This is a genomic window from uncultured Chloroflexus sp. (assembly GCF_938091255.1).
In the GTDB taxonomy this organism is placed as follows: domain Bacteria; phylum Chloroflexota; class Chloroflexia; order Chloroflexales; family Chloroflexaceae; genus Chloroflexus.
Genome location: NZ_CALLJH010000018.1, coordinates 1 through 23,478 on the forward strand (window position 1 = coordinate 1; position 23,478 = coordinate 23,478).

Consider the following 23,478-nt stretch of genomic DNA (forward strand, 5'->3'; position numbering starts at 1 on the left):
TACGACGGGACTTGAACCCGTGACCTCGTCTTTACCAAAGACGTGCTCTACCGACTGAGCTACGTAGGCATACACGAATAGAGTTGCGCTAGCGCTTCTCTATTCGATTGTGGTGGGCCGGGCAGGATTCGAACCTGCGAAGGCGTAAGCCAGCGATTTTACAGACCGCCCCGTTTGGCCACTTCGGTACCGACCCATTTCGTTGCGATGGAGCCGACGCAGGGACTTGAACCCTGAACCGGCGGTTTACAAAACCGCTGCTCTGCCAATTGAGCTACGCCGGCGCGTACCGACAGCGTCGAGCCATCGCTCAGCGCAGTGCATTCTAGCACAATCTGCGGTTTTGTGCAAATGGGATTCGGTTCGCAGTTCCGCTGCGCTTCAACAAGGGCAAAACGCCGTTGGCGGGCCATTTGCCGGCCAGCAGCTTGTGCGCTATGATGAATTGCATCGATAAGCAAAGGGCACGGGAGCGAAGCGATGCAATGGCTGCGGCGATTGTTTGGGCAGGCGGAAGAGGCCCCTTTTCTGTTGCTGCACGCGCGCTGCGCGCGGTGTGGCGCAGTGGTACAGACACGCATTAATCTCTACAATGATTTGTCGGTCGAATATGATGATCGCGAAGAGCCAGCCGGCTATTGGATCCGCAAGGAACTGATGGACGACCGCTGTTTCCGGCTGATGACCGCTGAGTTGCGGTTTGACCGCCGGCGCCGCCTCATGAGCCAAGAGGTTATCGGCGGTCAGATTATTACCGCTGAAGAGTATGCAGCGGCGCGAAAACAAACGAACGGTTAGCATCCTAGCTCAGCAATGACAGCCGATAAGAGCAGCAGAGCAGTCCTGCGACATTTGTCTAGCAAGCGCCAGAAACCTCACTTATGCCTCGGCTTGTCGCTGCAACAGATCGGCACGCACCGGATGGAAGATGTCAAAGAAGGTTGCATCCTCTTCCATCACTGCTTCGTGCTCGACCCCACCGGGAATATGGACAATGTCGAGTGGGCCGAGTTCACGCCATTCTTCACCTACCCGAAAGCGCAAACGTCCGGTGACGACCAACGTCATCTGCTCGTGGGGATGGCTGTGGGCCGGCGCGACCGCCCCTTTGGGCGCATCGATCCGCACCGCCATCAATTCATTGCCGGCAAATGGACGCAGTGTCATCGCACCGATCATGAAACTCTTGATATCGGCGGTCTGGGCAGTAAGCATCGCATATCTCCTTTCAAGCTGATCAATCCCATCTTACCGTTGCTGCCGCATGAACGCAAGCCGGAGCGGGCCAGCAGAGATGTTATACTGAGGGGGCAAGGCGGCGTATGGCCCTTCGCCAGAGGACGTAGCGGCGCTGTGTCCGTGCAGGGGATACGCTTTGATGACAACCTAAGGAGAACCGTATGCGCCACGAGGATGCAGGTTGGCGAGAAACGCAACGGATCCGGTTGGACGTGAATAATGTGTTCGGGCCGAACGGTCTTACTCCGGCGGAGTTGGAGGCCGCAGCGGCGCGGGCTGCCGAGGCGATCGCGGCGGTGCAGCGCCGGCGCGAGGAACTTGGTTGGCCGTTGTTACCCGAACAAGACGTAACGCCGTTCGAACAGTTTGCCGCCGCGCACCGCGACCGGATCGACACGTTTGTGGTGCTGGGAATTGGCGGCTCGGCGCTAGGCAATATCGCGGTGCAGACCGCTATCAACGGGCCGTTTTACAATCTCTTGCCGCGCGAACAGCGCGGTTGGCCGCAGTTGCTGGTGTTGGATAATTCCGACCCGGAACTGAACGCCAGCGCGCTCCGTATGCTTGATCTACGGCGCACGATGTTTAACGTGATTAGCAAGAGCGGCACCACCGCCGAGACGATGGCTTCGTTCCTGTACTTTCGGCAGGCGCTGGTTGAGACGGTTGGCGAAGAAAAGCTCGGCGATCACATCGTGCTGACTACCGACCCCAGCAGCGGTTTCTTGCGCCAGATTGGGCAACGCGAGGGGTGGACAATGTTCGACTTGCCGCCGAAAGTGGGTGGGCGCTTCTCGGTGTTGACCGCGGTTGGTTTGCTCTCGGCAGCGATGACGGGGGTCAATCTCCGTGAGCTGTTGGCCGGCGCGGCTTACGGAGGCGAACGAGCGGCTAATCCTGATCCATTGCGCAACCCGGCAGCATTGGGTGCGCTGGTCAACTACCTTTGCTTCCGCAAAGGCAAGCCGATTGTGGTGATGATGCCCTACGCCAACCGGCTACGCGATGTGGCCGATTGGTTTGCCCAGTTGTGGGCCGAGAGTTTAGGGAAAGCGGTTGACCGGCAAGGAAAGCCAGCACGAGTCGGGCAGACACCGGTCAAGGCGCTTGGCGCAACCGATCAGCATTCGCAAGTTCAGCTTTATATGGAAGGGCCATATGACAAGCTGATTAACTTCATCGCGGTCGAACGGTATGCTGACGATGCACCAATTCCGACAGCGTATGCTGATTTGGAAGGGGTGAGTTATCTGGGTGGACACACCATGGCCGAGCTGATCCAAGCCGAGCAGCAGGCCACAGCGATTGCGTTGAGCGAGGCCGGCCAGCCGAATATGACCCACATCTTCCCTGAGATCAACGCCTTTACGCTCGGCCAGTTCATCATGTTGATGGAGATGCAGACGGCGATTGCCGGCGAGTTATACGATATCAACGCCTTCGACCAGCCCGGCGTTGAGGCAGGCAAGATCAACACGTATGCGTTGTTAGGCCGGCGCGGGTTTGAAGAGCGGCGGGTCGCGATCGCGGCGCGGGCGCAAGCGTTAGATTCGCGGTGGGTGGTGTGATCGTAGAGCCGCATGGCTGTGCGGCTCCGCACGACCGTGCGGCTCCACCACCCAATCACAAGGATATGATTATGTCCACATGGTTCTCACCCCCATTGTGGGTATCATCAGCGGTATGCGCCGTGATCGGCTTGATCGGCGGCAGCGCCTTCTGGTGGGCATCACGGGCATGGAGCATCTTCATCGCCGCGTTTTTGTGGGCGCTAATCGGGACGGTGGGCACCGTAATCGGGCGCAGTGCCAGCGAACGGCTGCGCTATGGCGATTGGAAGCATGCCACCCGGCTGGCACCGGTGCAGACCATTGTGCCTATGGGCGGATTTCTGGGTGTTGCCTTACTGACCGGCGCGCCATTGAATGCCGACCAGATTGTGGTCGTGTGCGGGATTGTGCTGGCGCTGGCGGTGCTGTTTTGGATTGGGTTACCGCTCACCTCGCCGTTTCGGGAACGGAAGTAAGCGGAGCGCCAAGGTCGCAGAGCGCGCACAGACTTGAACCCAACGGCACAATGACAGCAGGGGCGACAAGGCTAGGCAGGCATCCCGCTGATAGGGAGGATTGCTGCGGGTGCATAGCGCCTTCACAATGACAAGAGACTCCCTGCGCACAAATACAGAGAGGCATCGTGATGGATCACCCACCCCCATTACCAATCTACCCTCTCACCGAATTAGCCGCCTTGCGCGCCGAATGGCGCGCTGCCGACTTGAAGGTAGTGCTAACGAATGGGGTGTTTGATCTGTTGCATATCGGTCATGTGAACTATCTAACGGCAGCGCGCGAGCTAGGTGATCGGCTGATCGTAGCGATTAACAGCGACGAATCCACCCAACAGCTCAAAGGACCGCTGCGCCCGATTGTACCGGCAGCGGAACGCGCCGCGATCATCGCTGCGTTGCGCTGCGTTGACGCAGTGACGATCTTTGCCGAACGCACTGCTGAGGCAGTGGTAGCGGCGCTCGCGCCTGATGTGTACGTGAAGGGCGGTGATTACGGGCACGGCGCTGCCATCGACGAAGCCCGCTTGCCGGAAGCGCGAATTGCACGCGAACGCGGCGGCGAGGTGCGGTTATTGCCGTTTCATGATGGTCACGCCACAACCCGGTTGATCGAACGGATTGTGGCGCGGTACGGCAGCAGGGTGTAGCGACAAATGTGGAAAGCCACGGATTGACCCGGATCGGGATGGATGTAATGTGTGATCCGTGAATATCCGTCACATCCGTGCCCATCCGTGACCCATGCACCAGCCATTAGTCACCGATCAGCACAAACTCGGAAAAGATAGGGCACAGATCAGCCAAGAACGATTTTGGCCCCCTTACCTCAACCCTATTCAGACAATCTGAATCTGCAAATTCGCTGCCCGTTCAGCAAAACGCGAAATATCAAACAGGCTTGCGTTTTGAGCTTGGCCCGATCCGTGATTACCAATGAATGTTGCAGCATCGGCGAGGCACCAGCCTAGGAACGAAACAGCCACTCCTGCAACGGTGGTAACGTTCAAACGACCACTTGGAGCAGCCATAGCGGTGAAGGTATTAGCCTGCACAATCACATTCCGGCTCAGTGTTAGGTTCGCTACTCCCTCGATAACGTTGCCATCAAGCAACAGACGCGCGCACACATCATCGTTCAAAGCAAAGGTTGCCTCACCGTCAGATTGACGCAAGATATCTTCTAGTAACGCAAACCCAATGCTCAATCTAACCAGATGGTTGCTACGAAGCTGAACGGTACCCATATAGGCTGTATTGATCGCCATCCGCGAGCCGCCCGGTGCGTTGGGTTGTCGATCGAGCTGGAGCAGATTGGCGGCGCGTGACGCAACCAGTTCAACCGGCGCGGGCATGCCATACAGGCTAACGACGCCGTCAATGCGATTGTGTTCGAGCACCACCATATCGTCCTCGTCGAGCAGATCGACGATCGCGCCGAGGTTCTCTTCGTCGACGGCGCGCCGCTGATGAAGCATAAGCGCGGTGCCGGGACGAGATTTGACCGCAGCGGCGCGCAGATCGAACAGGATGTCGATCAGCGCAACGGTGTTGGCTTCGGCTTGATTGAGGGCAAATTCCAGCTTGCGGAGTTGGAGGAACTCGGCAAGGGGAGATGACCCTATCATTTCCCGGAGGGGAGCTTGCAATTCGCGGAGCAAAAGCGCGCGTTGATCAAGCGTCAGTTGGGCTAGTTCCACCGCGGCCTTGACCGCCGGCTCGCGCCATTCCGGCGCAAGTGCCAATCGCTCATCGGCGAAGAGATCGGCGAGCAGCGTGATTTGGGCTTTAGCGAACAGATTGTGCAACGGCCGGAAGGTGCGCTCGGGCACTGCCGCGGTGAAGGTATTGCCGCTCAGCCGCACATCGTCGCCGCCGGTGATAGCAACGAGAGCACTGCCATCAATGAATTGCGCTTGGTTGAGCCGGCCCGGCAGAGTGAGGCCACTGATCGCGCAATCGGCAATGATCACCCGCAGGCAACGATCAAACGAGAGGGCCGCCGTCCCGGCTTCTGGGATGAAGGCGATGTCGAGCGTGAGATTACGCAGCACAACCGAATCAAGTCCGCTCAGGAATAGCGGGCCGCCGAGGCGCACACTAGTGGCCGGGCCACAGCCTTTGATTTCGAGTACGAACGGATCGTTAGCGAGCGCCGGCTCGAGACGGATACTCCCGGCAGCGTGACGGCCAGCGCGCAAGCAGAGACAGATGCGGCGTTCGCCACGAGCGAGCAGCTCTTTGAGAGCCGTTTCGAGATCGGGAAAATCGCCGCCGTCGCCGATGCTCACGCAACAGCCGCCGCCACGGGGCCGCTGGCAAAGGATGTCAAGCGCCTCTTGGACGGTGCGGGCATTGGCCAGATCGGGACACATGCCGGGATCATAGGCGACATGGCTGGCGCGGCTGAGGTTGGCGTTGAAGAAGACGCGCGGCAAGACCGGTTCGCCGGCGCTATCAAGGAACGGCTTGCCATCGATCTCGACCAAGAAGGCTTCGACACGCTGGTTCTGGACAGTGGGACCAAGTTGCCACTGGCACGCGTAAATACCGTTTGTGCCGGCAGTCACATCAACACTCTTGCCGGTGACACCGCCAGCAGAGAGCTGGCCGGCAGCAGTTTGAGGCACCATCCGAAAGCGCACGCGAGCCGTGTTCACCGGTTGCTGGCCGTTGGTAACAGCCACTTGCAGCGGTTGGGTGAGGGTCGCGCCGGGCAGCGCCTCTTGACCATCGCCACCGATGGCATAGAACTGGATCAGCTCCGTCAGAGGCGGAAAGAGCCGGCGACAATCGTTGCGTTTCGTCCATCCGCTACCATTAAAGTCGAGCAGAGCTAATTTGCAATAGGCGTGGTGGATGCCGTGCGGACGCTGCGGCACCGGTTGGTTGCCAGAGCGCGGCCACTCGATATCGCCGGTGATGGCGCGGGCCGGAATGAGCCAGTAGTCGCCGGGGCGGAACGTACCGTTCTTGAGCCGGATCTGCACCCCTTGTTCGAGGTCGGTCCACGTCGCCGCATTAGTGGTAACGATCACCTCGCCGGTATCGGCAGGCATATCCCAACGACGCAGTTTGGGGTTGGGACCGAACGTGCTATACGCGATCGTTTGCCCGCCCGGATCGATAGTGACAACATTGCCTTCAACTTGCAGCAACTTGACCAGCAGACCCGATTCGCTCCACTTGTCACGCGCATCGTCGGTTAGCTCGACCCACTGGTTGGGTGCGAGGCCCAACACCTCGTCGCGACCAATGCTAGCGACAGTCAAGCGATTGGGATTAAGCGGATCTTGCCCGATCCAGCCAACTGCTACCGAACCATTTTCGCGCGACCACTTGAGCGCGATGCGGGTAGCTGAAACGATCCGATGCACTTCAACGCGGTAGAGCTGATTTTCTAGCCCGCGAAAGCCGGCTTGGGCCGGTACGACGCAGGGATCATTGACGGCCGGATCAGGCTCGGCGCGGGCTTCGAGCATGCCGCTGCTCCCGACCAGTAACGCATCCCACGCCGCATTGGGCGAGGCGCAATCGAGGGTGGCACCGGGATCGCCGACGCGCAACAGCTTAACCTGTGCCATCACCTGCAAGCGGGTCGTGGTGTCGGGACCGCCGAGGGCAACTTCGCGGAGGTTGGCGTCTTCGAGCGCGGTCACGTGGCGCTCCCAGACATCAAGGTAGGCAAGGTAAACCCCGGCAGGCAGCGTTGCATTGGCGGCCAAACTAGCCACCTGCGTTAGGGTTGTGACGGGCAGATCAGGTTGAGCGGTGATAGCGACCGTCTGCTCGTTCTCGACGCGGATGCCGGCGACGTAGTAGCGACCGGCGGTGATGTTGAGCATGCTGCCGGCGACAACAATGTCGAAGCCGGCTTGGCCCTGCGGGCCACCACACAGACCGATCAAATCAGCGCGAGCCACGCGCTCATCGTTGAGTTCGATCGCGATTTGCTCGTTCCAATCAGCATCGAGGGCGACACGCCCCTGTTGGTTGAGCACGCTACTGTAGTGTCTCGTGCGGTCGAATGTCCATCGGGTGAAATCACCGCGCATACAAAGCTCCTTTAGGGTAGAGGCACAAACGAGGCAGAGAGGCAAAGCGGGCAACGGCGCGAAGGGTGATAACGTAACGGTGCAAAGGGCGCAGAGGGTTTTGTTGGGTGATAAAAGAAGCCATACTCACACCTTTACGGTTTCACATCGTTAGCCTGAAATGGCGGCGCAGTCTGGCGTCACGAGGTGAACAAGACTCCGGCTTCAAGGCCCACCCGCAGGTACTCGGTAAGGGCAAGGCGCACGTTGGCGAGACGTTGGGTCTGTTGCACGAGATGAAATACACCTAATTCACCGCCGTCTTCAGTGCCTTGGGTGATGGCAGTGGGGCACGAGTGAGCCAGTTGCATGTAGGCAGGATGGCCGAACTGGGTGCTGGTGCAGGAGGGTGTAACTGAGAGGATCACGGCATTGCGCTGGGCGGCGGTGAGGGCAGCGATGGGCCGGTTACGAGCAGCAGCGAATGCAGCGAGGGCGAGATCGGGTTGGCAGCGAAAGCGGCGCGGCACCCGCGAGCCTGCGGCAAGGAAGCTGAAGCGGGTGCAACCGATCTGGTGGCGTGCAACCAGCACGCGACCGAACATGATGCTTTCAGAGATGAGATCGATCTGGCGCACGCGGACTTCACCGCGCACTGTGCAGCGAATAACACTTGCCGGTGGCCCAATCCTCTCGCCATTGGAGGCCGCGCAGGCGGGTACGGCCGGCGCGAAGGCGTCGAGGATTGAATCGCTGGCCATCAGACCGTCCGAATCTTCCGCCAGATGCACCGCGCCACTGATGCTCCGGGCCAGTTCGAGGCGCAGATCAGGATTGGGCGCGGCAGCGTGGATGCTGGGCCGGTTGGGAAACTGGGGGCTACCGGTAACGTCGAGGCGCCAGCCGGGCACGAGGGTGCAATGGCGGATGACCAACCGTTCGAGGCTACCGGCGGCTAGATCGATCCCGCCCTCGATCCAGCAGCCATCGAGCGTGAGTGACGCCCGATCGCCGTTACCGGTGACGCGCAGGTGATCGGCGAGGCGGATGAGCGGACGCCGGCCATCGGCGGCTTGAATCACGAGCGCCCGGCCGGGGGTCATGGTGATCGCTAGATCTTCGGCGTAGGTGGCACTGTCGAGTACGGTGATCACGCCGGTGGTCACAGATGAAGCTTGCCACGCCGCAATGGCCGCGGAAAGCGTGGTATGATCGCCGCCGCTCCGTTGGGCAACGGTGAGGGCAAGATCGTTAGGAGCAGCAATGGCGAGCGTTGCGCGGCGGGAATAGGGACCACCACCAATGTCAGCAGAGAAGCCGTAGGTGTAACTGACTATCAGATCAGAAGGCACGACGCCAGCGGGGAAGGCAAGCCGGCCACGCTGCGGATCAACCGCGACGCGGATTGGCAGCGACTGGCCAGCGTAGGTCTTGCTGGTTGGCGGGTGCCGCCAATCACCGAGATCGCAGATCAGGATCTCGGCGGCGGGGATCGGGACAAACTGGCCGGTACCGTCGGGAACGGCGATCTGGAAGGCAGGACGGGCAGGATCGAGATAGATGCTCTTTACTGGATGACCGGCGGCAATGCCGGCGCGCACCGCTTCGAGATCGTCGTACAATGCACGGCGACGCAATGGCAAAGGGAGATCGGGTTCGACGGCAAGCTGGGTAATTTCGATTTCGGTGCGTGGACGATTAAAGAGCGGAATGTCGTTGCCGAGCGGGCTAAAGAAGTAACGGCCATCGGGCGGATCGCTGGCCGGCTGGGGCGAGACGCCTTGCACAACATACGGTTGGAGTCGGCAGACAAACAGACCAACGTTAGAGATGTTGTAGCGACCGCGACCAGAAGCGATCCGACGCACTTCAGCGGTATGGTTGACGGTTTCGAGCGGGCCGCCAATCAATGCGAGCGCGTTCGCGTTGCGCAACGAGGCGGTGGCCGGGCTATGCAGACGCACGTGGTTGAGATGCTGGGTGGTTGCCAGCCGCTCGAAATACTCAACAACGCGGCAAGGCCACCCGGTAACATCGCGGGCCAACTGTTCGAGCACCGGCGCAGTGCCTTTGCGGCGGCGGTAGCGCAGGGTATTGGCAACATAAGCGCGCTGGCTGAAATCGACCACTTCAGACAACTGGCGCAAATGGCGCACACCGAGCAGATCGCCAATGTAGGGAACCACCCACTCGGCGCAAGTCTCGATGAACCAGTCCGCGTATAGATCGGCAATATCGGTTTCGATCCGGGCCAACTCCTCACCGATGATTGTAAGCAGCGCGCGTAGCGGCTCGCCGCGCTCGGCATCACGGGCGCGGTAGAGGGCCGGCAGGAGTTCATATAGACGGTCGCGGGGCGATGGGTTCATAGGATTCCTTTGGGGGATTCACCCCCAGACCCTCTCTCCCACGGGGTGGAAGGAGAGGCACTGCTGAGCCAGCGGATCAGATAATACCGGCACTCATAGCGACACCACCTCAACAGCATGCATCACCAACTCGATTCCGGCTGGATCGAGCAGCAGCAACTCGGCTGGGATAATGGCATGGCCCGCAGGGCGCGCTGGCGAGGCGGCCAGCAAGGTGGGATGCGAACCGGTGCGCCCGCTGGCATAGGCCAGTTGGTCGAGATCGATAGCAATCACCCCGGCCACTGGCTGCATCACGGCGATCACTTCAGCGGCAGTGACCGGTTGGGCAAAATCGCGCTGGGTGAAGGAGAAGGCCGCGAACAGGGCTTGCGCGATAGCCGCTTCCACATCGTGAGCGAGATAGCGCGCGTCGTGACGAACGGTCGCCTTGAGCCGAAAGGTCAGCGGGATGAAACTGGCGAGTTCGACGGTCACCGTAGGATCGCGCACGGCATCGATCGCGTTCCGCAGACTGGCGAAAAGCGGATCGGATGGCGCAATCGGGTTGCCGCTGGCGCTGGCGACGGTAAGATGGACAACAAGTTGCTCGCTGCGGCGAAACGCTTGCGCCTGCGCCTTGCCGATGCCGGCGAAAGCCTCAGCAAAATCGGTAAAATCCTGCAACGAGACGATGCGATCAAGAGTCGATACCGTCTGCGGCGCGTTAGTGCGCGCGCTATCGAGCGTCTCGGGGTCTGCAGCCCCGCCGGCAGCGAGCGGGTTGGTCACACTGCGCGCGCCGGGAGGGCGGGTTTTGAGCAGGGCAAGCGCGCCGGCGCCCACTTCACCAGCCATACCGATCCCGAAGCGATAGGTCGCGGTGACATTTTCGGCGCCGGTTGGCAGGCGCGCACCATGCATACCATCGCCGAACTGGATGGTCGCCGAACTATCGTCGTTAAGGCGCACGATATAGGCTTCGTCGTGAGGGCCGGCGAGATAGAGCGACGGCACTTCGCGCCATGCCACACCATTGACACGCACGGTGAGAGTCGAGACGACACCAGACGGTGTACTGGCCGAGATGGAGGTCAACGGTGACTTCTTGAGCGTAAAGCGTTGATGGGTCTGACTACCATCACCACTGCCGATCGGGGTCAGCGGCACGGTTTCGCCGTGGGTTGCGACCACGACGTTGGCGTAGATTAGCGTGGTCGAACGGATGAAGCGCGTTGCGCCCAACCCCTGATCGCGCAATACGATGGTGGTAAAACCGGGATTGGAGTAAACTGCCTCGATGAAGACAACCACTGAGAGGGGCTGTTCGTCATCCTCGTTAACCTTACCGCTAACGATCAACGGCTGGCCCTTGACCAAATCTCGCACCGCCCCGGCAATCTCGATCTGATTGCCGGTGACCGGATCGGGAATTGGCTCTTCGGCCAGCGGCAACGGCTCGCTCTCGGCCAACACCACTGTCTCGCGGCGCTGAAAGCGGGCGATATTCTCATCTGTATCGACGGTCACGCGGGTGACCTGCCCAGAAAGACCAAAATTGGCGACGCCAACCGTCTCGTTGCGAGTAACGCGGTAAAGTTCGGCGTAGCCGGGAGTAAGCAGTGCCAACCAACTCCCCGCCACGATCTTGGGATAGGCAGCATCGAGTTCGATCTGACGTTGGCGACCATCAATCGCAAAGCCGGGCCACTCGTTCGACGCCCTAGCACCACCATACGCTCGCTGCACCTCTGCCGACATCAACCGCCAATCAGGGGCATTGAAGCCAAAGCGACGCGCGCTGCGGCGCAACGCAAAGGCCTGCGGCTGAGCCGCCGGCAGCATAGACGGGCGGTTCGAGCCGAGGCCGGGTTCCCATGTGACGACGGTATAGCCCCCGGTAGCGTCAGGATAGGTCTTGACCGACAGCACGCGGCGCAGGTCCCAACGTTCGTTGCCGGGATCGCGCTCGCGTTCGGCGCCAACCAGCAGCAGATAATCACCCACCTGCAAGCGCGTCTCGACGCCAGCCAAATAGAGCGTCGTCGCCCCCTTGCTCAGGTCTTGGGGCCGAGTTGGGCGCGGGCGCAGCGCATTCCACGCCTTGCGTGCGACAAACTCGACGTTAGTCTCGAAGGTCTGTGGCAGCTCGCCCTGTTTGGCCGGGATGCTCTGGACTTGGGTACCGGCAGGAATAACCGTCTGCGCTGGCGAGGCAGACGTATCGTCGAGGGTAAAAGCAAGATAGACCGAGGCCGCTACACCGGGTTTGAGTTCGTAGCCGATCGCGCGAGCCAACTGCAAGACTGAGAAGCGTTCGGTCGCGGTGCGGAGAAAGCCCTCGTTGGCGATCCGTTCTTGATAGAAGGTCAGCACATCAGCCAGCGTCGCGGCGGCGTCAAGCAAGGCGAGCGAAGGATCGGCGGCAGCGCGGGTGGCCAGCGCGGCGAGCGGACGCTGGCCGGTCGAGGTCACCTGTTGCGATAAGCGCGCCGCCATTCGGCGCAGAAACGAGCGGTGCGCGCCGAGCCGGTAGCGCAGCGCAGGTTGGCCGGGCGGGTTGGCATGCGGCGAGGGTGATGGCTCACGCTCGTCGCAACCGCACGGGGATGGTTTGGGATTGGTCATGAGCCGCCCTCCATAATGAACTCGATCCGGCCATGTTCAGGCCGGTTGGGGTTGTTATCACAGCGGATAATCTCGCGCTGGCCAACGTCAAGCTGGCCATTGGCCAACTCGCCGCGCGGCATTTTCCCCCAGCGCTGGAAACGTACCCGCGTTCCCGCTGTATCGATCCAGCGCACGCCGGGAATGGCCATCGCGGTGGCGATAAGGTGGCTAAGGTAGAGGGATTGGCCAAAGGTGAAGTTGTCGGGATGGAAGAACTGGCGAGTACTGAAGCGTTCGAGCAGCGCAGCCTTGACATTGGCGGCGAAATAGCCAGCCTCGACGCAGACAACAAACGCCAGATCAAGCGGCACATAGATCGGCCCGTCAATCTCGATATCTTGCCCGGCCATGCGGTAACGTTCAAGGAAAGCGCGCAACTCAGTTTCAAACGCCGCATCAACCGGCAAGCCGCTACGCCGGTCAATGGTGATAAAAATCGTGTACCAGCTTCCCGTCCAACGGCGGGTAGCAACCGCGCGCTGCACGGATGGATGGCGTTCGGCCATTGTTGCGTAATCAGCGGGCGTCACTGCCCGTTCTTGGCGGCGAAAGGCGTGCGGCGCATACTGGCGAATCGCCTCAGGCGACTCTGGATCGCTCCCACCGAGGGCCGGCAGTGGGTTCCGCACACCGCGAATGCCGCTCTCGTTGGTAACGATGTGCGCCAGCGCATCAGCGCCGATATTGCCGGCTGACCCGCCGCCCACCCGATAGCGCGCCGCCAACGCCTCGCCTGCCGCCGGCGCGCGCCCAGTACGACCGTCGCCAAAGCGCAGGTACAAGCGACCGTCGTTCTCAAGTTCACCGACAAATTCGGGTTGGAAGCGATTACTGCTAAGTAGATCAGGCACGGGTCGCCACAAACCAGAGGCACTCGTGAGTGCGACGACGGGCAGAGTCCGCCCGGGTTCGGCGGAGCTCACCAACCGTGAGGCCGGGGTTGTGCGATCGACTGGCTCGAATGGCGCGGCAAAGGTCACGCCAACTTGCGCCAACGCGGGTCGGTAGCGAAGCGGATCGACCACCGGCGGCAACGTCTCGGCAGGGAGGGTCGCGCCGTGATCGGCCAGCACAATATTACCGAGCGCCACGCTCGCCGCTTGGCGCAGCTCACCACTCTCATCACGATCATCAGGCGGCACAGAGACAACGGTCAAATCGAGGATAAAAGGCAACGCATCGTCATCCATCCACTCGATTTCGGTCACAGCTAGCGGGTTGTTAGATGGCGGATCGGCAAACTGACCGCCGAGTGGATCGGTCGTCGCGATGACACGGGTCAGGCGCACAGCGTAGCGGCGAGTTGGATCAGCATCGGCGCGATAGCCGGTTTGCGGGTGGCGTTGCTCGATAAAAACCAGCACATCGCCGGGGCGAAGCGTGGCGCTGAGATCGCCGCGTAGCGTAGCGCGGGTACTGCCGGCAGGCAGACAACACTCTTCATCGCCCCAGAGGTAGAAGTCGATCTGGTTAAGCGCCGGATCAAGGTGCGCGCAATGCATTGTCTCAAAGACGAGCGGCTGCTGTTGGCGAGCAAGGGCCAGTTCGGTTGAGTTAGGCAGCAAACGGAGCGGCGCACCACCCATCTTGGTGAGCATGGGGGTACGGGCCGACAGCGTGAACGGTGCATCAACCTGCACCTGTACCCACACCCGCGCATTCGCGCCATCGTGGGGCGCATAATCGAGCAGGCGCGCATGGCGGCGCAACGACACCCGGCGGCGAGCTGTGCCGAGGTAGGCTTCAGTGGCGACTGCATCTTGATAGTAGCTGAGATAATCGCCAATGTAGGCCAACCCCTCAACAATCGCCACGCCGAGATCGGCCGGATTGCGTTCGCGCCAATCGGGTGAGACAGTCGCAAGCCGGTCGAAGAGCAATTGGCGCAAACTGGCGTAATCGCGGGCCAGATAATCGATTGGCGGCGACTCATCACTCTCTGGCGGGCAATCAACAGCCGGAGCGCAATCAAATTCGCTCGGACACTCAACCTTGAACGAGAACTCAATGCTGCTGAGGATGGGATCAAAGCCGGCGGGCGGGATCGGATCGGTGGGCGAACGGACAAGGCGCAGCGTGTAGGCTGAAAAGTCACCGGCCTGATTGACCCGCACCACTAAGGTGCGATCAGCCGCAGCCAGACCGTTGTAAAATGTCCGCTCGGCATTGGTGATACGCCCGGCGGCAATATCGGCGGGGCCGGCATCGGCGGCGCGCAAGACCCAGATCGCTTGAATGCCAGCGACACGCACACCGCCGGTTATCTGCACATTGGCCACGCTGAGACCCAACGGTGCCGACTTGATCATCTGCACCAGCAGCGTCTGTTGCGGTGGCGCGCCAGCCGGAGCGTCGCGGTCGAGCACTTCGAGCAGATCGATCCCATTGAGCGGGATCGCAGCAGTACTCAGCACTTGTGCCCGGCGCGGATTTGCGCAGCGGAATTGGATACTCATAGCGTTACCCTGTTATGCTGTGGCGCTCTCACCCCGTCCCTCTCCTCGCAGAGCAGGGAGAGGGGGAATAGCCTTTTTCCCGGCCAGAGAGCTGCCCTCGCTGTGACCATCGTTCAACTTGCCAGTTCAACCACCCGGCGCTGCTGAATACGCTGCACCACATACTGCACCGTCACCCGCAACGTTGCCTCCTCGGCCTCGATCGTTACCGACTCAACCCGGATCAACTCGCCGAGATACTCTTGCAACGCGCCTTGCACCAAAAACTCCAGCGCTGCGGCCAGTTCGGGGCTATTCGGCGCAAAGAGCAACTGGTGCAAACCAGCACCGAAACGAGGTCGGTTCACCCGCTCGCCGGGAGCAGTGAAGAGCAATTGTTCGATCATTTGGCGAATGTGGGCCTCGTCATCGGCGCGCGCCGTGCGCCCGCCACCGTCAATCGCATAAGGAAACGCGATCTGCATCATTGCCCCCTGACCCGGATCTGGGTCATCACAACATTGACCGGCGTGCCATTTGGCACACAGGTAGCTTGGCTATCTTGCAACAACACAGGTTGCCCGCCGGCACGCACCCGAGTCGCGCCCGTCGTCCATTGAGCGGTTACGCAAGGCATCGGATTCGTGCCGGTAGTGAAAGGGCAACCGGCAACTGTATGCGGCGCGCTGAGCGTCACCACCGGTTGGCCACCCACCCGCACCCGTGGATTGGGCGCAGTGGCTTGGGCCTGACCGCCATGCGCACAAAGGATAGTCGCGCCAACGTGGAGCAGAAAGCCGGCCATCACGTCACCTCCAACGCACCGTCGTTGAGCGAAATCTGCGGCCCGCTCAGCTTGATCGAACCGCCTTGGCCGTTATTAATCTCGATACCTGTCGCGGTAATCGCAATCTTGGCCCCGGTCGCCGTCTCTATCGTAATCCCGCCAACTCCCGGCAGTTCGTTGATCGTGATCGTGCCGGTATTCGTCTTGAGCACCTTCATCTCAGCGACTGCCGGCGCAGCCGGCGCTTCACCGGTGCCCCAGAAACAACCGCTCCAGATCGGATAATCGGGATCGCCGCCTTCAAACTCAACCCAAACATTAGCGCCGGTGGGCGGGATGAGGAACAAACCCACGCCATTGCCGGCAAAGGGCACGCACGGCATCGCCCAACTAGCCCGGCCCTCACCAAGCACGGCGGGCACGCTTACTTGTACGCGGCCCTGTTGCAACGGATCGAGATTATGCTCGACTTTACCGCGATACTTCCCGAAAAACTGGCTCATGGCAACACCACCGGTACCGTTGAACCCAGCCCCTCACGGGTAAGGGTAAAGTTCTGTTTGAACCCGTCACGGCTAATTTGATGCTTCACCTGTTTGACGTAGTAGAGACCATCGTAACTAAAGCCGGCACCGCGCAGACCAACCAACCCGCGCGCCTGCAAAAGGCTGCCGTAGCGTGCAGTATCGAGTTCACCTTCAACGGTCAGCACATCGCTAGAGGCGTCGGTGGCGGCTTGCGCTTGGGCCAGCGCCTGCATCGCATTCAGGCCGGCGCCGCGAAAGATCGTGCTGCGGGCAAACGACCCTAGCGCCGGCAGGCTGGCGAGCGGCGGGCGAAGACTGGCGAACGAGCGCACCGGAATGTTTTGGCCGGTCGTGCGATCTTGCACCTGCCCGGCCAGCGTGGTCGCGGTGAGCGGATCGTGCTGGAAGTTGATCGAAGTAGCATTCGTGGCCGGCCCCATATTGACGGTCAGCGCCCGTTGCGGCACCCCGATGCGCACTGGCGGCCCCCAGTAGGCAGTGTTAGTGAGCGGCGCAGGACCGGGAGCGACGTAGAAGACGTAAGCAAAGCGTTCGGCCATTTGGCGCAGATAAGCCAGATCGGTCGCCTGTTGCACCGGTGTGCGCTCGATTGGCAACGGCATATCAACGGTTGGCGGCGGAATGACCAGCGGAATGAGACCATACTGGGCATAGCTGGCGATAATCTTGAGCGCGATCACCGCTTCGGATTGGGCTGGATGCTCAACCGACTTCTCTTCCCGATCCATCGCTACACTCACATCCTCGCCGGTGATGGTTAGAGTCGCCGAACCGGGTTGGTCGCCGGGTTGCAGTTGCTGGTTGGTAATCAGACCATCCATCACCACCTGCGGCAACGCGCCAAACCAGACAATGAGCACCACCCGATTGCCGACACGCAACAGCGGCCCAGCGAGCAAGGCATAATCGAGCAGATCGCCACGTTCGCGGCCAAGTTGAAAGACCATCTGAAACCCAGAGCGCCCCTCGTCGCGGTGCGTCACCTCGGCGCTGGCGAGTGCAGCGAGCAGCGATGGCGGCGCCGGCACAGGAATGGTCGGGCCGATCAAGATGGTCAAGCGAGTACTGAGCAGGGTCATTGCGTTCTACCCTTCAAAGGTTGGCACTGCTATCCGCAGCAACTGACCAATCTCAGCGGTGAGATCAAACGGATTCATAGCGTCGTTGGCGTCGCAGATGCGCCAAAACTGTTCGGAGTCGCCAAACGCACGATCTGCGATCAGGTCGAGCCGGTCGCCGCCGGTGACTTCGACGTCGGCCAGCAACGGCATCGCGGCGCCGGCAGGCAACAATCGGCGCCGCAGATAGACAATCTGGCGACCATCGGCAGTCGTGAGGGTAGCGGTTGCGATCCGGTAGTAGCGGCTATTAGGATGCAGCACAGCAGTGCCCCTTTCGTGCAGGTGAGCAGTTACAGCAACTTCGCCCCGGCACCGGCAGCGTCGAGCGAGCCGGTGCGGGCAATGGCCGCCATCGTTTCTTTGACGATCTGGTGGGCGAGGAAGAGATGATAGCCGGGGTTGGCTGCCGGCAGGTCGTTGTAGCTCAGTACACGCAGCCCAAGCGACACCTTAGCCCGGATTGGGTTAAGCTGCGGATCATACGCCTCTTCGGTAATACTGAACTCGGTCAGGCGCACCGGCAGCACCCGCTTTGGCCCCCAGATAAAGAGCGTAAAAGGCGCTTGCGGCGGCAGAATCTCGATTGTGCCGGCGTTGAGTAGGGCAGTATTGGCGATCACTAGCGCGCTCTTAGGATAGATCAACACCTCGAGCGCCGCCAGTTGCGGATGCAAGCCGATGGCCGCCGCACCTTGTTCAAGCTGGTCGGTAGCATCGAGTTCGCTATCGAGCTTGATCGTCTCGACCGGTGCGCCCTTGATACGCAGCGCATCAGCCCCCTCGCCGCCGGTTTGCGCTTCGAGCGTGCGCGACAACGTATCGGGGTTGTATTGGAAGACAATCACCGCCGGCTTGGGGTTGGGCAGATCGAAACTGACCAGTGCGCCTTTGAGCAGGCGGGGTGAACGGGGAAACGTGGTCATAGAGTCTCCTCGGCCAACTACGGGCAGCGCAACACTGCGCCGCGAAACGGATCGATTGCATCTTGGGCCGTCTGCGCATCGGCTTGCCATTGCTGTTGCAATGCGGCGACGCGCTCCTGCGCCTGTTGCATCGCATCGCCGGCATCGCTGCCGGTGACGGTGAAGTTCACGCTGCGAAAGCGCTGCTCGAGCGTCGCCCGCCATTGTTGACCAATCCGGCGATGTTCGGCCTCGTGCGCGTCGAGCGTGGCGCGCATCGCGTTCCACGCTGCTACCTCAGCGGCACGGTTGGAGCGTTCGGTCGGGTTCCATTCCGGGCGATCAATCGGGCAATCGACCATCACCGTCGCAGTAGGCATGCCGCGCGCTGTTATCCGCACTTGTCCATTGCGCAGGGTCTCGCTACGGGTCTGCACACCGCCGGTGAAGGCGTAGGTGCAGCGGGTTTCAGCCCACTCCGGGGCATACGGCGAATTGGCGTCCAGCCAATCAACCACCTCGTTGCAGCGCAACGATCCGGGCACACGGTAGCACTGGAGCAGTGGTTGGGCTGGCACGGGCAACGGGCGCAGCGGGCCAAGCACAGGCGCGCCGGCTGTGGCCCGTTGGTCAGCCTCGGCTTCGAGCGCAGCGGCGCTGCGCCCCTGCGCGCCTTCGGCCTGTTGTACGACATGCGCCAGTTCGTGCGCCAGCAGGCGTTGCCCGGCAGCGGTGTACGGCGCGTACTGACCGGCGCCGAAGTGGATGTGCTGGCCAACGGTATACGCCGCTGCGCCGAGGTGGGCCGCCAGCGCCGCCGAAGCAGCATCGCGATAGATGCGCACATCGCGCAGGTCATAGCCGAAACGCGGCTCGAAGCGCGCGCGGGTGGCAGGGTCGAGAGAGTGGGGAACGCGACTCACACTGGCTCGCAGCGGTTGATCAAGGTGGGATTGGAGTTGGTGAATAAGTGTGGGCATACGCCTATCCTCTAGAAGATTCTTCATCACGTTGGATAAAGAGATCGCGCGATCTCTCCGGCTGTCCACCGCCAACTAACCCTTCGCGCCGCGCTTGGCCGATGGTAAAAGCCAAACGCTGGCGTGGATCGAACGTCTGCTGAAAGATGACTTGATCACGGCCATCGCTAGTACGACGACCAACCGTTGCTGTGATCGCTTGAGGGATGCGTTCAAAGACCGGCGCCACAGTGAGTTGCTGCAACGGTGTCAAACTGCTAATCCCGGTTTCGCTCATCAAACGTGCAAACGCATTGCCGCCGTAACTAGCATTAATATCGGCGTAGATCGCCTCACCGACATCAACGTGCGTCTGCACTCGTGCTTCAAAAGCACTAAACCAACTGCGATTCATCCGCGCTTCCATCGGCACTAAGTTACGCCAACTACCATCGCCGCCATAGCGACTAGCAATGAGGTGACCAGCATCAAAACTGGCATTGATGGTGACACCTTGGGTTTGCAAATCGGTAATTGCTCGATTAAGCGGCCTTGACACACGGGCTTGATCTTCAGGTTCACGGTGCGCTTTCTTACCAAGCCAGCCATGCGCGCGCCGCGCCCGATCACCTTGCGGGTTGTACTGAATGTGGCCCGGCGCGAAATCACGTGGCACACTGCTAGCCCAAACCATCACACCTGACAACGCCGCAATGAGTTGGTCGAGCTGGCGTTGGATATTCTGCTCTGTTGGCAGACCCGGCCCGGCAACACCTTGCGCCTGTGCCGCGCGGTTAGCTGCCTGAGTCTGCTGCGTTTCGACCGTGGCAGACAGTTGGCGAGCCTGTGCAAGCTGCTGGCTAAGACGTGTTTTGTTGGGGCTATCAGGCAACGCCTGAATCCGCTGCGCCAAATCGTTAGCGAAACGGTCAAAGTCTTGTTCATTGCTGGCCACCGACATAACTGCTCGCCGGTTGACAATACGCACGTAGAGGTGGTGTTGGCCGGCAGCGGTGAAGGGAACTGTCAATGCTCCTACCTCCCACGTCAGCGCAGTTTCCGCTGCCGCCCGACGCTCAGCCCCGCTCCCGCTGAACATGTTCCGCACCCGGTCGATCAGGCGGTCGATGGCGCGATCAACCATCCCGCGCACCCGCTCGATGATCTGGCGCACGTTGTTGCCCACGTTGCCCAAACCGAGCAGGCGGGCCAGCAGATCTATCGCCAGCGGCAGCAGACGGGCCAGCGTCTCTTCGACCCGCTGTGCCGCCGGTTGGATGATGCCGCGGGCAATGTCGCCGATCGCGTTGACCACCGTCTGCACCACTTCGATGATCCGCGCCAGTTGATCACGCAAAAACGTGAACAGGTTATAAGCGGCCAAAATCAGATTGACAATGGCGCCGACCGGGTTGAACATTGTGGCAAGACGGGTGATCGCCGCTATGACAATCCGTTCGAGCAGAAAACGCTTGATCCCTTCGAGCACCATTTCGCGCAGACTGGCCAGATCATCGCGGATCCGCTGCCAGAGCGCATCCCAGCCGCCTTCGATCAGCGTGCGTAGGTAACCGGCGACAACCTCGATTACGGCGACGGCCCGCTCGCCGATTAGGCGCACCGCCCGCGTGCGTAATCGTTCCCACGTCAGCCCAAGGATCTGCTGGATCAGGCTCAGCACCCCCATCAGGTCGAACCGCTCGGGCAACGTGATCCCCGCCCCACCGAGCGAACCGGTTAACCAGCCGATGATGCCAGCTTGCAGATGGGTGAGGATGTTATCAGCGAAGCGGCGCACTCCATCGAGGAAGGCATCGACCAGATGGCCGACAAACTTGCCCGGATCGGCGAGAATGAGCTGGAAGGTCTCTTGTGCTCGCCCGATGAACTGGTAGAAGGTGGCGGGATCAATCCCGGCCACCTTCAGCACCGCTTCGAGCGCCATGCGCGCCAGCGCCGCCCAATCGCCGGTGAGCGCCGCTTGCACGGCAGCCAGCGCCAGTTGCACTGCTGCCTGATAGATGTTGATGATCGCATTCAGCCCGGCGCGCAGTCCTTCGACCAGCGCGGCGATGCCGGCTTTGAGACCCTCGGCGGCGGCGGTGACCACACGCTGCGCGAAGGCCACTGCGTTGTCGATGGCGGCATTGAGCCGCGCTGCCAGTTCGGGGAAAATGCTGCCGATGAGAGTATCGACCAGCCCTTTCAGCAATTCGCCGAAGGCGGCAATCAGGCCATTGACAAAGGCGGCAGCGGCGTCAATGATCTGCATCGCCAGCGCCTTAGCCGCATCGAGAATCGCGTTGACCGCGCGCCGCACAGCGTCGAAGATGGCACCGATCGCTCTGGTGAGGGCGGCGAAAGCATCGCGCACGAAGTTGACCGCCCGATCCCACCAGCTCTGCTCTGCGGCTTCGCGTTCGGATCGTTGCCGTTCGGCTGCGGCTTCCCGCTCGCCATCGGCTACCTCGGCGCGGGCATCACGCTCCGCTGCTGTGTAGTGCTGCTCGATCTGGGATTCGTCGGCGTGCACCCGCTCGTCGATATCGCGCCTGTGGGCAGTGCGCTCGGCAGTCGCCTGTTGCTCGATGTCGCCCACTGCCGACTGCTGCGCTGCCAGCGTCTCTTGCCGCGCGTCCTGTATCTGCGCACGGGCTTCGATCACGCCGGCTCGTTGCTGCTCATCAGCCTGCGCCGATTGCGCTTGCGCCTGCGCTTGCGCTGCGGCCACCGCCTCGGCCCGCTGCTGATCGCGTTCGGCGCTCGCTGCATCCACCTGCGTTCGCGCTTCAGCCAGACTCGCCTCCATTGCCGACTGGTGCTGCTGATCGAAGGTGATCTGAACCTCCGGCGGCAGGTCTAGCTCAAGATACGCCTGCGGTTCGGCAGGCATTGCCGGCGCGGCGATCTCCGGCTGCGCCAGTTCACCTACTGGGTACGCTGCATCGAGTGCGACCGGTTGGGCCTGTTCCGGCCCCGGCCCGTTGATCACCGCCTGCGCCGCCTCGTCGCGCATCTGGCGCGACTGCGTGATCCCTTTGGTGATCTGTTCGTCGAGTTGCGCCGGGTCGGCCCCCTCGGTTAACGGCACGCGCGGCAGTGCCCCGGGTGAGGTCGCAACACTGGCATCGCTGGTTTGCACTGCGCGCAGTTGCGTGGCAAGGCTGGCGGCGCGATCATCGGCCTCGCCGCTCAGCAGCCGCGACACATCGGCAGTGACGCGGTCGTTGGCAGTGTAGCGACCGGGATCGGGCGTTGGCGGCAGTTCAACCCGCGGCACTGCTCCTTCAACATCTAGGTCGAGCGGGCGGGCATCTGGCGGGGCAACGGCCAGCGGCGGCGGGGTTTCGACCTGCGTGTTGAGTTCGGCATGCAGATCGGGCAGTTCGGCGCTAAACGCGGCTTGTTCTTCTTTTGCCAGCCGGTTGGTCTCGCTGCCCAATGTTGCAGCGTGTTGAGCCTTTATCGTCGGCGGCGCAGCGGCAAAGGCTACCATCAAGGTTTCCGGCCCTTCAGCAGCAGCCAGCGCCGCTGCGGCCTGCGCCTGCTCAGCCTCGCGGGCCGCGACATCTGCTTCGCTCACGCCGGGCGCTGATGGTGGCGGCAGCTCGCACGGCGGTTGATCTGGTTCGATGGCTGGTGGCACCGTGGATGGAACTGGCGACAGAGCTGACACCGGTCGCGGAGTTTCGGGCGCTGGCGCCGCTGGGCGGTGCTTGCGTTCGGCGGTGCGACGGAAGGTCTCAGCCGCCGGTTCGTTGGTGGGCGGGGCCGGGGTCGCAGCGCGGCGCAAGGCTACCGCTGCCGGCGGTAAAGTCGTGGTCACGACCAAGGGCGGCACGAGCGGGGTAGCAGTCACGCGCTGCGCCTGTGCAGTCAGCAGCGTCGCCTCGTGCTCGGCGGGTGCGGTGGCGGGGACAATTGGCGCCTCGTGCTGAACAGCGCCATCTTCTGACCACCCCGTTCCCGCACCCCCAATCGCTGCTTCACCGGGTTGCGGGCTGGCGTCTAATGCTCCACTCCTCATCTGCAACACATGCACCACCTCGTGGGCAACCACCTCCAGTGGCGGGTGTGGATCAGCGAGGAAGATGGCCCCCTGATGGGTGAGCGCCTCGGCGTGCAAGAAGGTCAGCGCCGCTTGCGCCAGCGGCCCGGCATAGACAGCAATCTGGTCGAGCCGACGGCTAAACCGCGCCTCAAGAGTAGCCCGGTAGGGTAGCGCGACCGCCGGTTGCGCGGCGGCCTGCGCTAGCAAGGCCGGAACATCGGCAGCGCGGGCCGGTGCAGGGGCGCGGGTTGGTTTGCGTATGGCAATTTTGATCATAGCTGTTTTGTTCACAGAGGTTGGGATGGTAGCCTCTCTGGCT

At 61.6% G+C, this 23,478-nt stretch carries 17 protein-coding genes and 2 tRNA genes; 4 read left to right on the top strand and 15 right to left on the bottom strand.

Annotated elements, in window-relative coordinates; all coding sequences use genetic code 11:
* Nucleotides 1-110: 110 nt before the first annotated feature.
* A tRNA-Tyr gene (locus tag Q1A00_RS07280) sits at nt 111-196 on the bottom strand.
* A gap of 12 nt (nt 197-208) precedes the next feature.
* Nucleotides 209-284: transfer RNA gene (locus Q1A00_RS07285), tRNA-Thr, on the bottom strand.
* Nucleotides 285-480: 196 nt separating this feature from the next.
* On the opposite strand from Q1A00_RS07285, the gene Q1A00_RS07290 reads away from it, so the two are divergent.
* A complete protein-coding gene (locus tag Q1A00_RS07290) occupies nt 481-798 on the top strand; it encodes a hypothetical protein (protein ID WP_299644457.1) in 318 nt (105 codons plus the stop codon).
* A gap of 81 nt (nt 799-879) precedes the next feature.
* Here the strand turns inward: Q1A00_RS07290 and Q1A00_RS07295 are convergent, their stop codons facing one another.
* Nucleotides 880-1,215: a cupin domain-containing protein gene (locus Q1A00_RS07295; protein ID WP_298405782.1), complete on the bottom strand. Its 336-nt coding sequence runs from the start codon at nt 1,213-1,215 to the stop codon at nt 880-882.
* 185 nt (nt 1,216-1,400) lie between these two features.
* Here Q1A00_RS07295 and Q1A00_RS07300 point away from each other — a divergent pair, with 185 nt between their 5' ends.
* The 3 genes from Q1A00_RS07300 to Q1A00_RS07310 all read left to right on the top strand — a co-directional run bounded on the left by Q1A00_RS07300 (nt 1,401) and on the right by Q1A00_RS07310 (nt 3,954).
* A complete protein-coding gene (locus Q1A00_RS07300; RefSeq protein WP_298405780.1) occupies nt 1,401-2,807 on the top strand; it encodes a glucose-6-phosphate isomerase in 1,407 nt (468 codons plus the stop codon).
* A 71-nt stretch (nt 2,808-2,878) separates the two neighbouring features.
* Complete coding sequence (locus tag Q1A00_RS07305; RefSeq protein ID WP_298405778.1) at nt 2,879-3,265, top strand: hypothetical protein; 387 nt, start codon at nt 2,879-2,881, stop codon at nt 3,263-3,265.
* A gap of 170 nt (nt 3,266-3,435) precedes the next feature.
* A complete protein-coding gene (locus tag Q1A00_RS07310) occupies nt 3,436-3,954 on the top strand; it encodes an adenylyltransferase/cytidyltransferase family protein (protein WP_298405776.1) in 519 nt (172 codons plus the stop codon).
* A gap of 189 nt (nt 3,955-4,143) precedes the next feature.
* Here the strand turns inward: Q1A00_RS07310 and Q1A00_RS07315 are convergent, their stop codons facing one another.
* From Q1A00_RS07315 to Q1A00_RS07370, 12 genes are all read right to left on the bottom strand, one after another.
* Nucleotides 4,144-7,359: a DUF6519 domain-containing protein gene (locus Q1A00_RS07315; RefSeq protein WP_298482790.1), complete on the bottom strand. Its 3,216-nt coding sequence runs from the start codon at nt 7,357-7,359 to the stop codon at nt 4,144-4,146.
* Nucleotides 7,360-7,538: 179 nt separating this feature from the next.
* Complete coding sequence (locus tag Q1A00_RS07320; RefSeq protein WP_299755981.1) at nt 7,539-9,707, bottom strand: phage tail protein; 2,169 nt, start codon at nt 9,705-9,707, stop codon at nt 7,539-7,541.
* 93 nt (nt 9,708-9,800) lie between these two features.
* Nucleotides 9,801-12,314 carry a putative baseplate assembly protein gene (locus Q1A00_RS07325; RefSeq protein WP_298482788.1) on the bottom strand — a complete coding sequence of 838 codons (2,514 nt, stop codon included), beginning with the start codon at nt 12,312-12,314 and terminating at the stop codon, nt 9,801-9,803.
* Nucleotides 12,311-14,812, bottom strand: coding sequence for a putative baseplate assembly protein (locus Q1A00_RS07330; protein ID WP_299755985.1), 2,502 nt, complete (start codon nt 14,810-14,812; stop codon nt 12,311-12,313). Before Q1A00_RS07330 ends, Q1A00_RS07325 begins: the two co-directional genes overlap by 4 nt.
* A 113-nt stretch (nt 14,813-14,925) precedes the next feature.
* Nucleotides 14,926-15,276, bottom strand: coding sequence for a GPW/gp25 family protein (locus Q1A00_RS07335; RefSeq protein ID WP_299755987.1), 351 nt, complete (start codon nt 15,274-15,276; stop codon nt 14,926-14,928).
* The gene (locus Q1A00_RS07340) at nt 15,276-15,596 is read right to left on the bottom strand and encodes a hypothetical protein (protein WP_298405762.1); all 321 of its coding nucleotides are present in this window, start codon (nt 15,594-15,596) and stop codon (nt 15,276-15,278) included. The genes Q1A00_RS07335 and Q1A00_RS07340 overlap by 1 nt, the downstream gene beginning before the upstream one ends.
* Nucleotides 15,596-16,081, bottom strand: a complete 486-nt coding sequence (locus tag Q1A00_RS07345; RefSeq protein ID WP_298405760.1) for a phage baseplate assembly protein V — start codon at nt 16,079-16,081, stop codon at nt 15,596-15,598. The genes Q1A00_RS07340 and Q1A00_RS07345 overlap by 1 nt, the downstream gene beginning before the upstream one ends.
* Nucleotides 16,078-17,205, bottom strand: coding sequence for a hypothetical protein (locus Q1A00_RS07350; protein WP_298405758.1), 1,128 nt, complete (start codon nt 17,203-17,205; stop codon nt 16,078-16,080). Before Q1A00_RS07350 ends, Q1A00_RS07345 begins: the two co-directional genes overlap by 4 nt.
* A 6-nt stretch (nt 17,206-17,211) precedes the next feature.
* On the bottom strand, nt 17,212-17,508 hold the full coding sequence (locus Q1A00_RS07355; RefSeq protein WP_298405756.1) for a hypothetical protein: 297 nt from the start codon (nt 17,506-17,508) through the stop codon (nt 17,212-17,214).
* Between the two features lie 29 nt (nt 17,509-17,537).
* Complete coding sequence (locus tag Q1A00_RS07360) at nt 17,538-18,170, bottom strand: hypothetical protein (RefSeq protein WP_299755991.1); 633 nt, start codon at nt 18,168-18,170, stop codon at nt 17,538-17,540.
* A 17-nt stretch (nt 18,171-18,187) separates the two neighbouring features.
* Nucleotides 18,188-19,129 carry a DUF4157 domain-containing protein gene (locus Q1A00_RS07365; protein ID WP_298490397.1) on the bottom strand — a complete coding sequence of 314 codons (942 nt, stop codon included), beginning with the start codon at nt 19,127-19,129 and terminating at the stop codon, nt 18,188-18,190.
* A 4-nt stretch (nt 19,130-19,133) separates the two neighbouring features.
* A complete protein-coding gene (locus Q1A00_RS07370) occupies nt 19,134-23,435 on the bottom strand; it encodes a DUF4157 domain-containing protein (RefSeq protein ID WP_299755994.1) in 4,302 nt (1,433 codons plus the stop codon).
* Between the last annotated feature and the right edge of the window lie 43 nt (nt 23,436-23,478).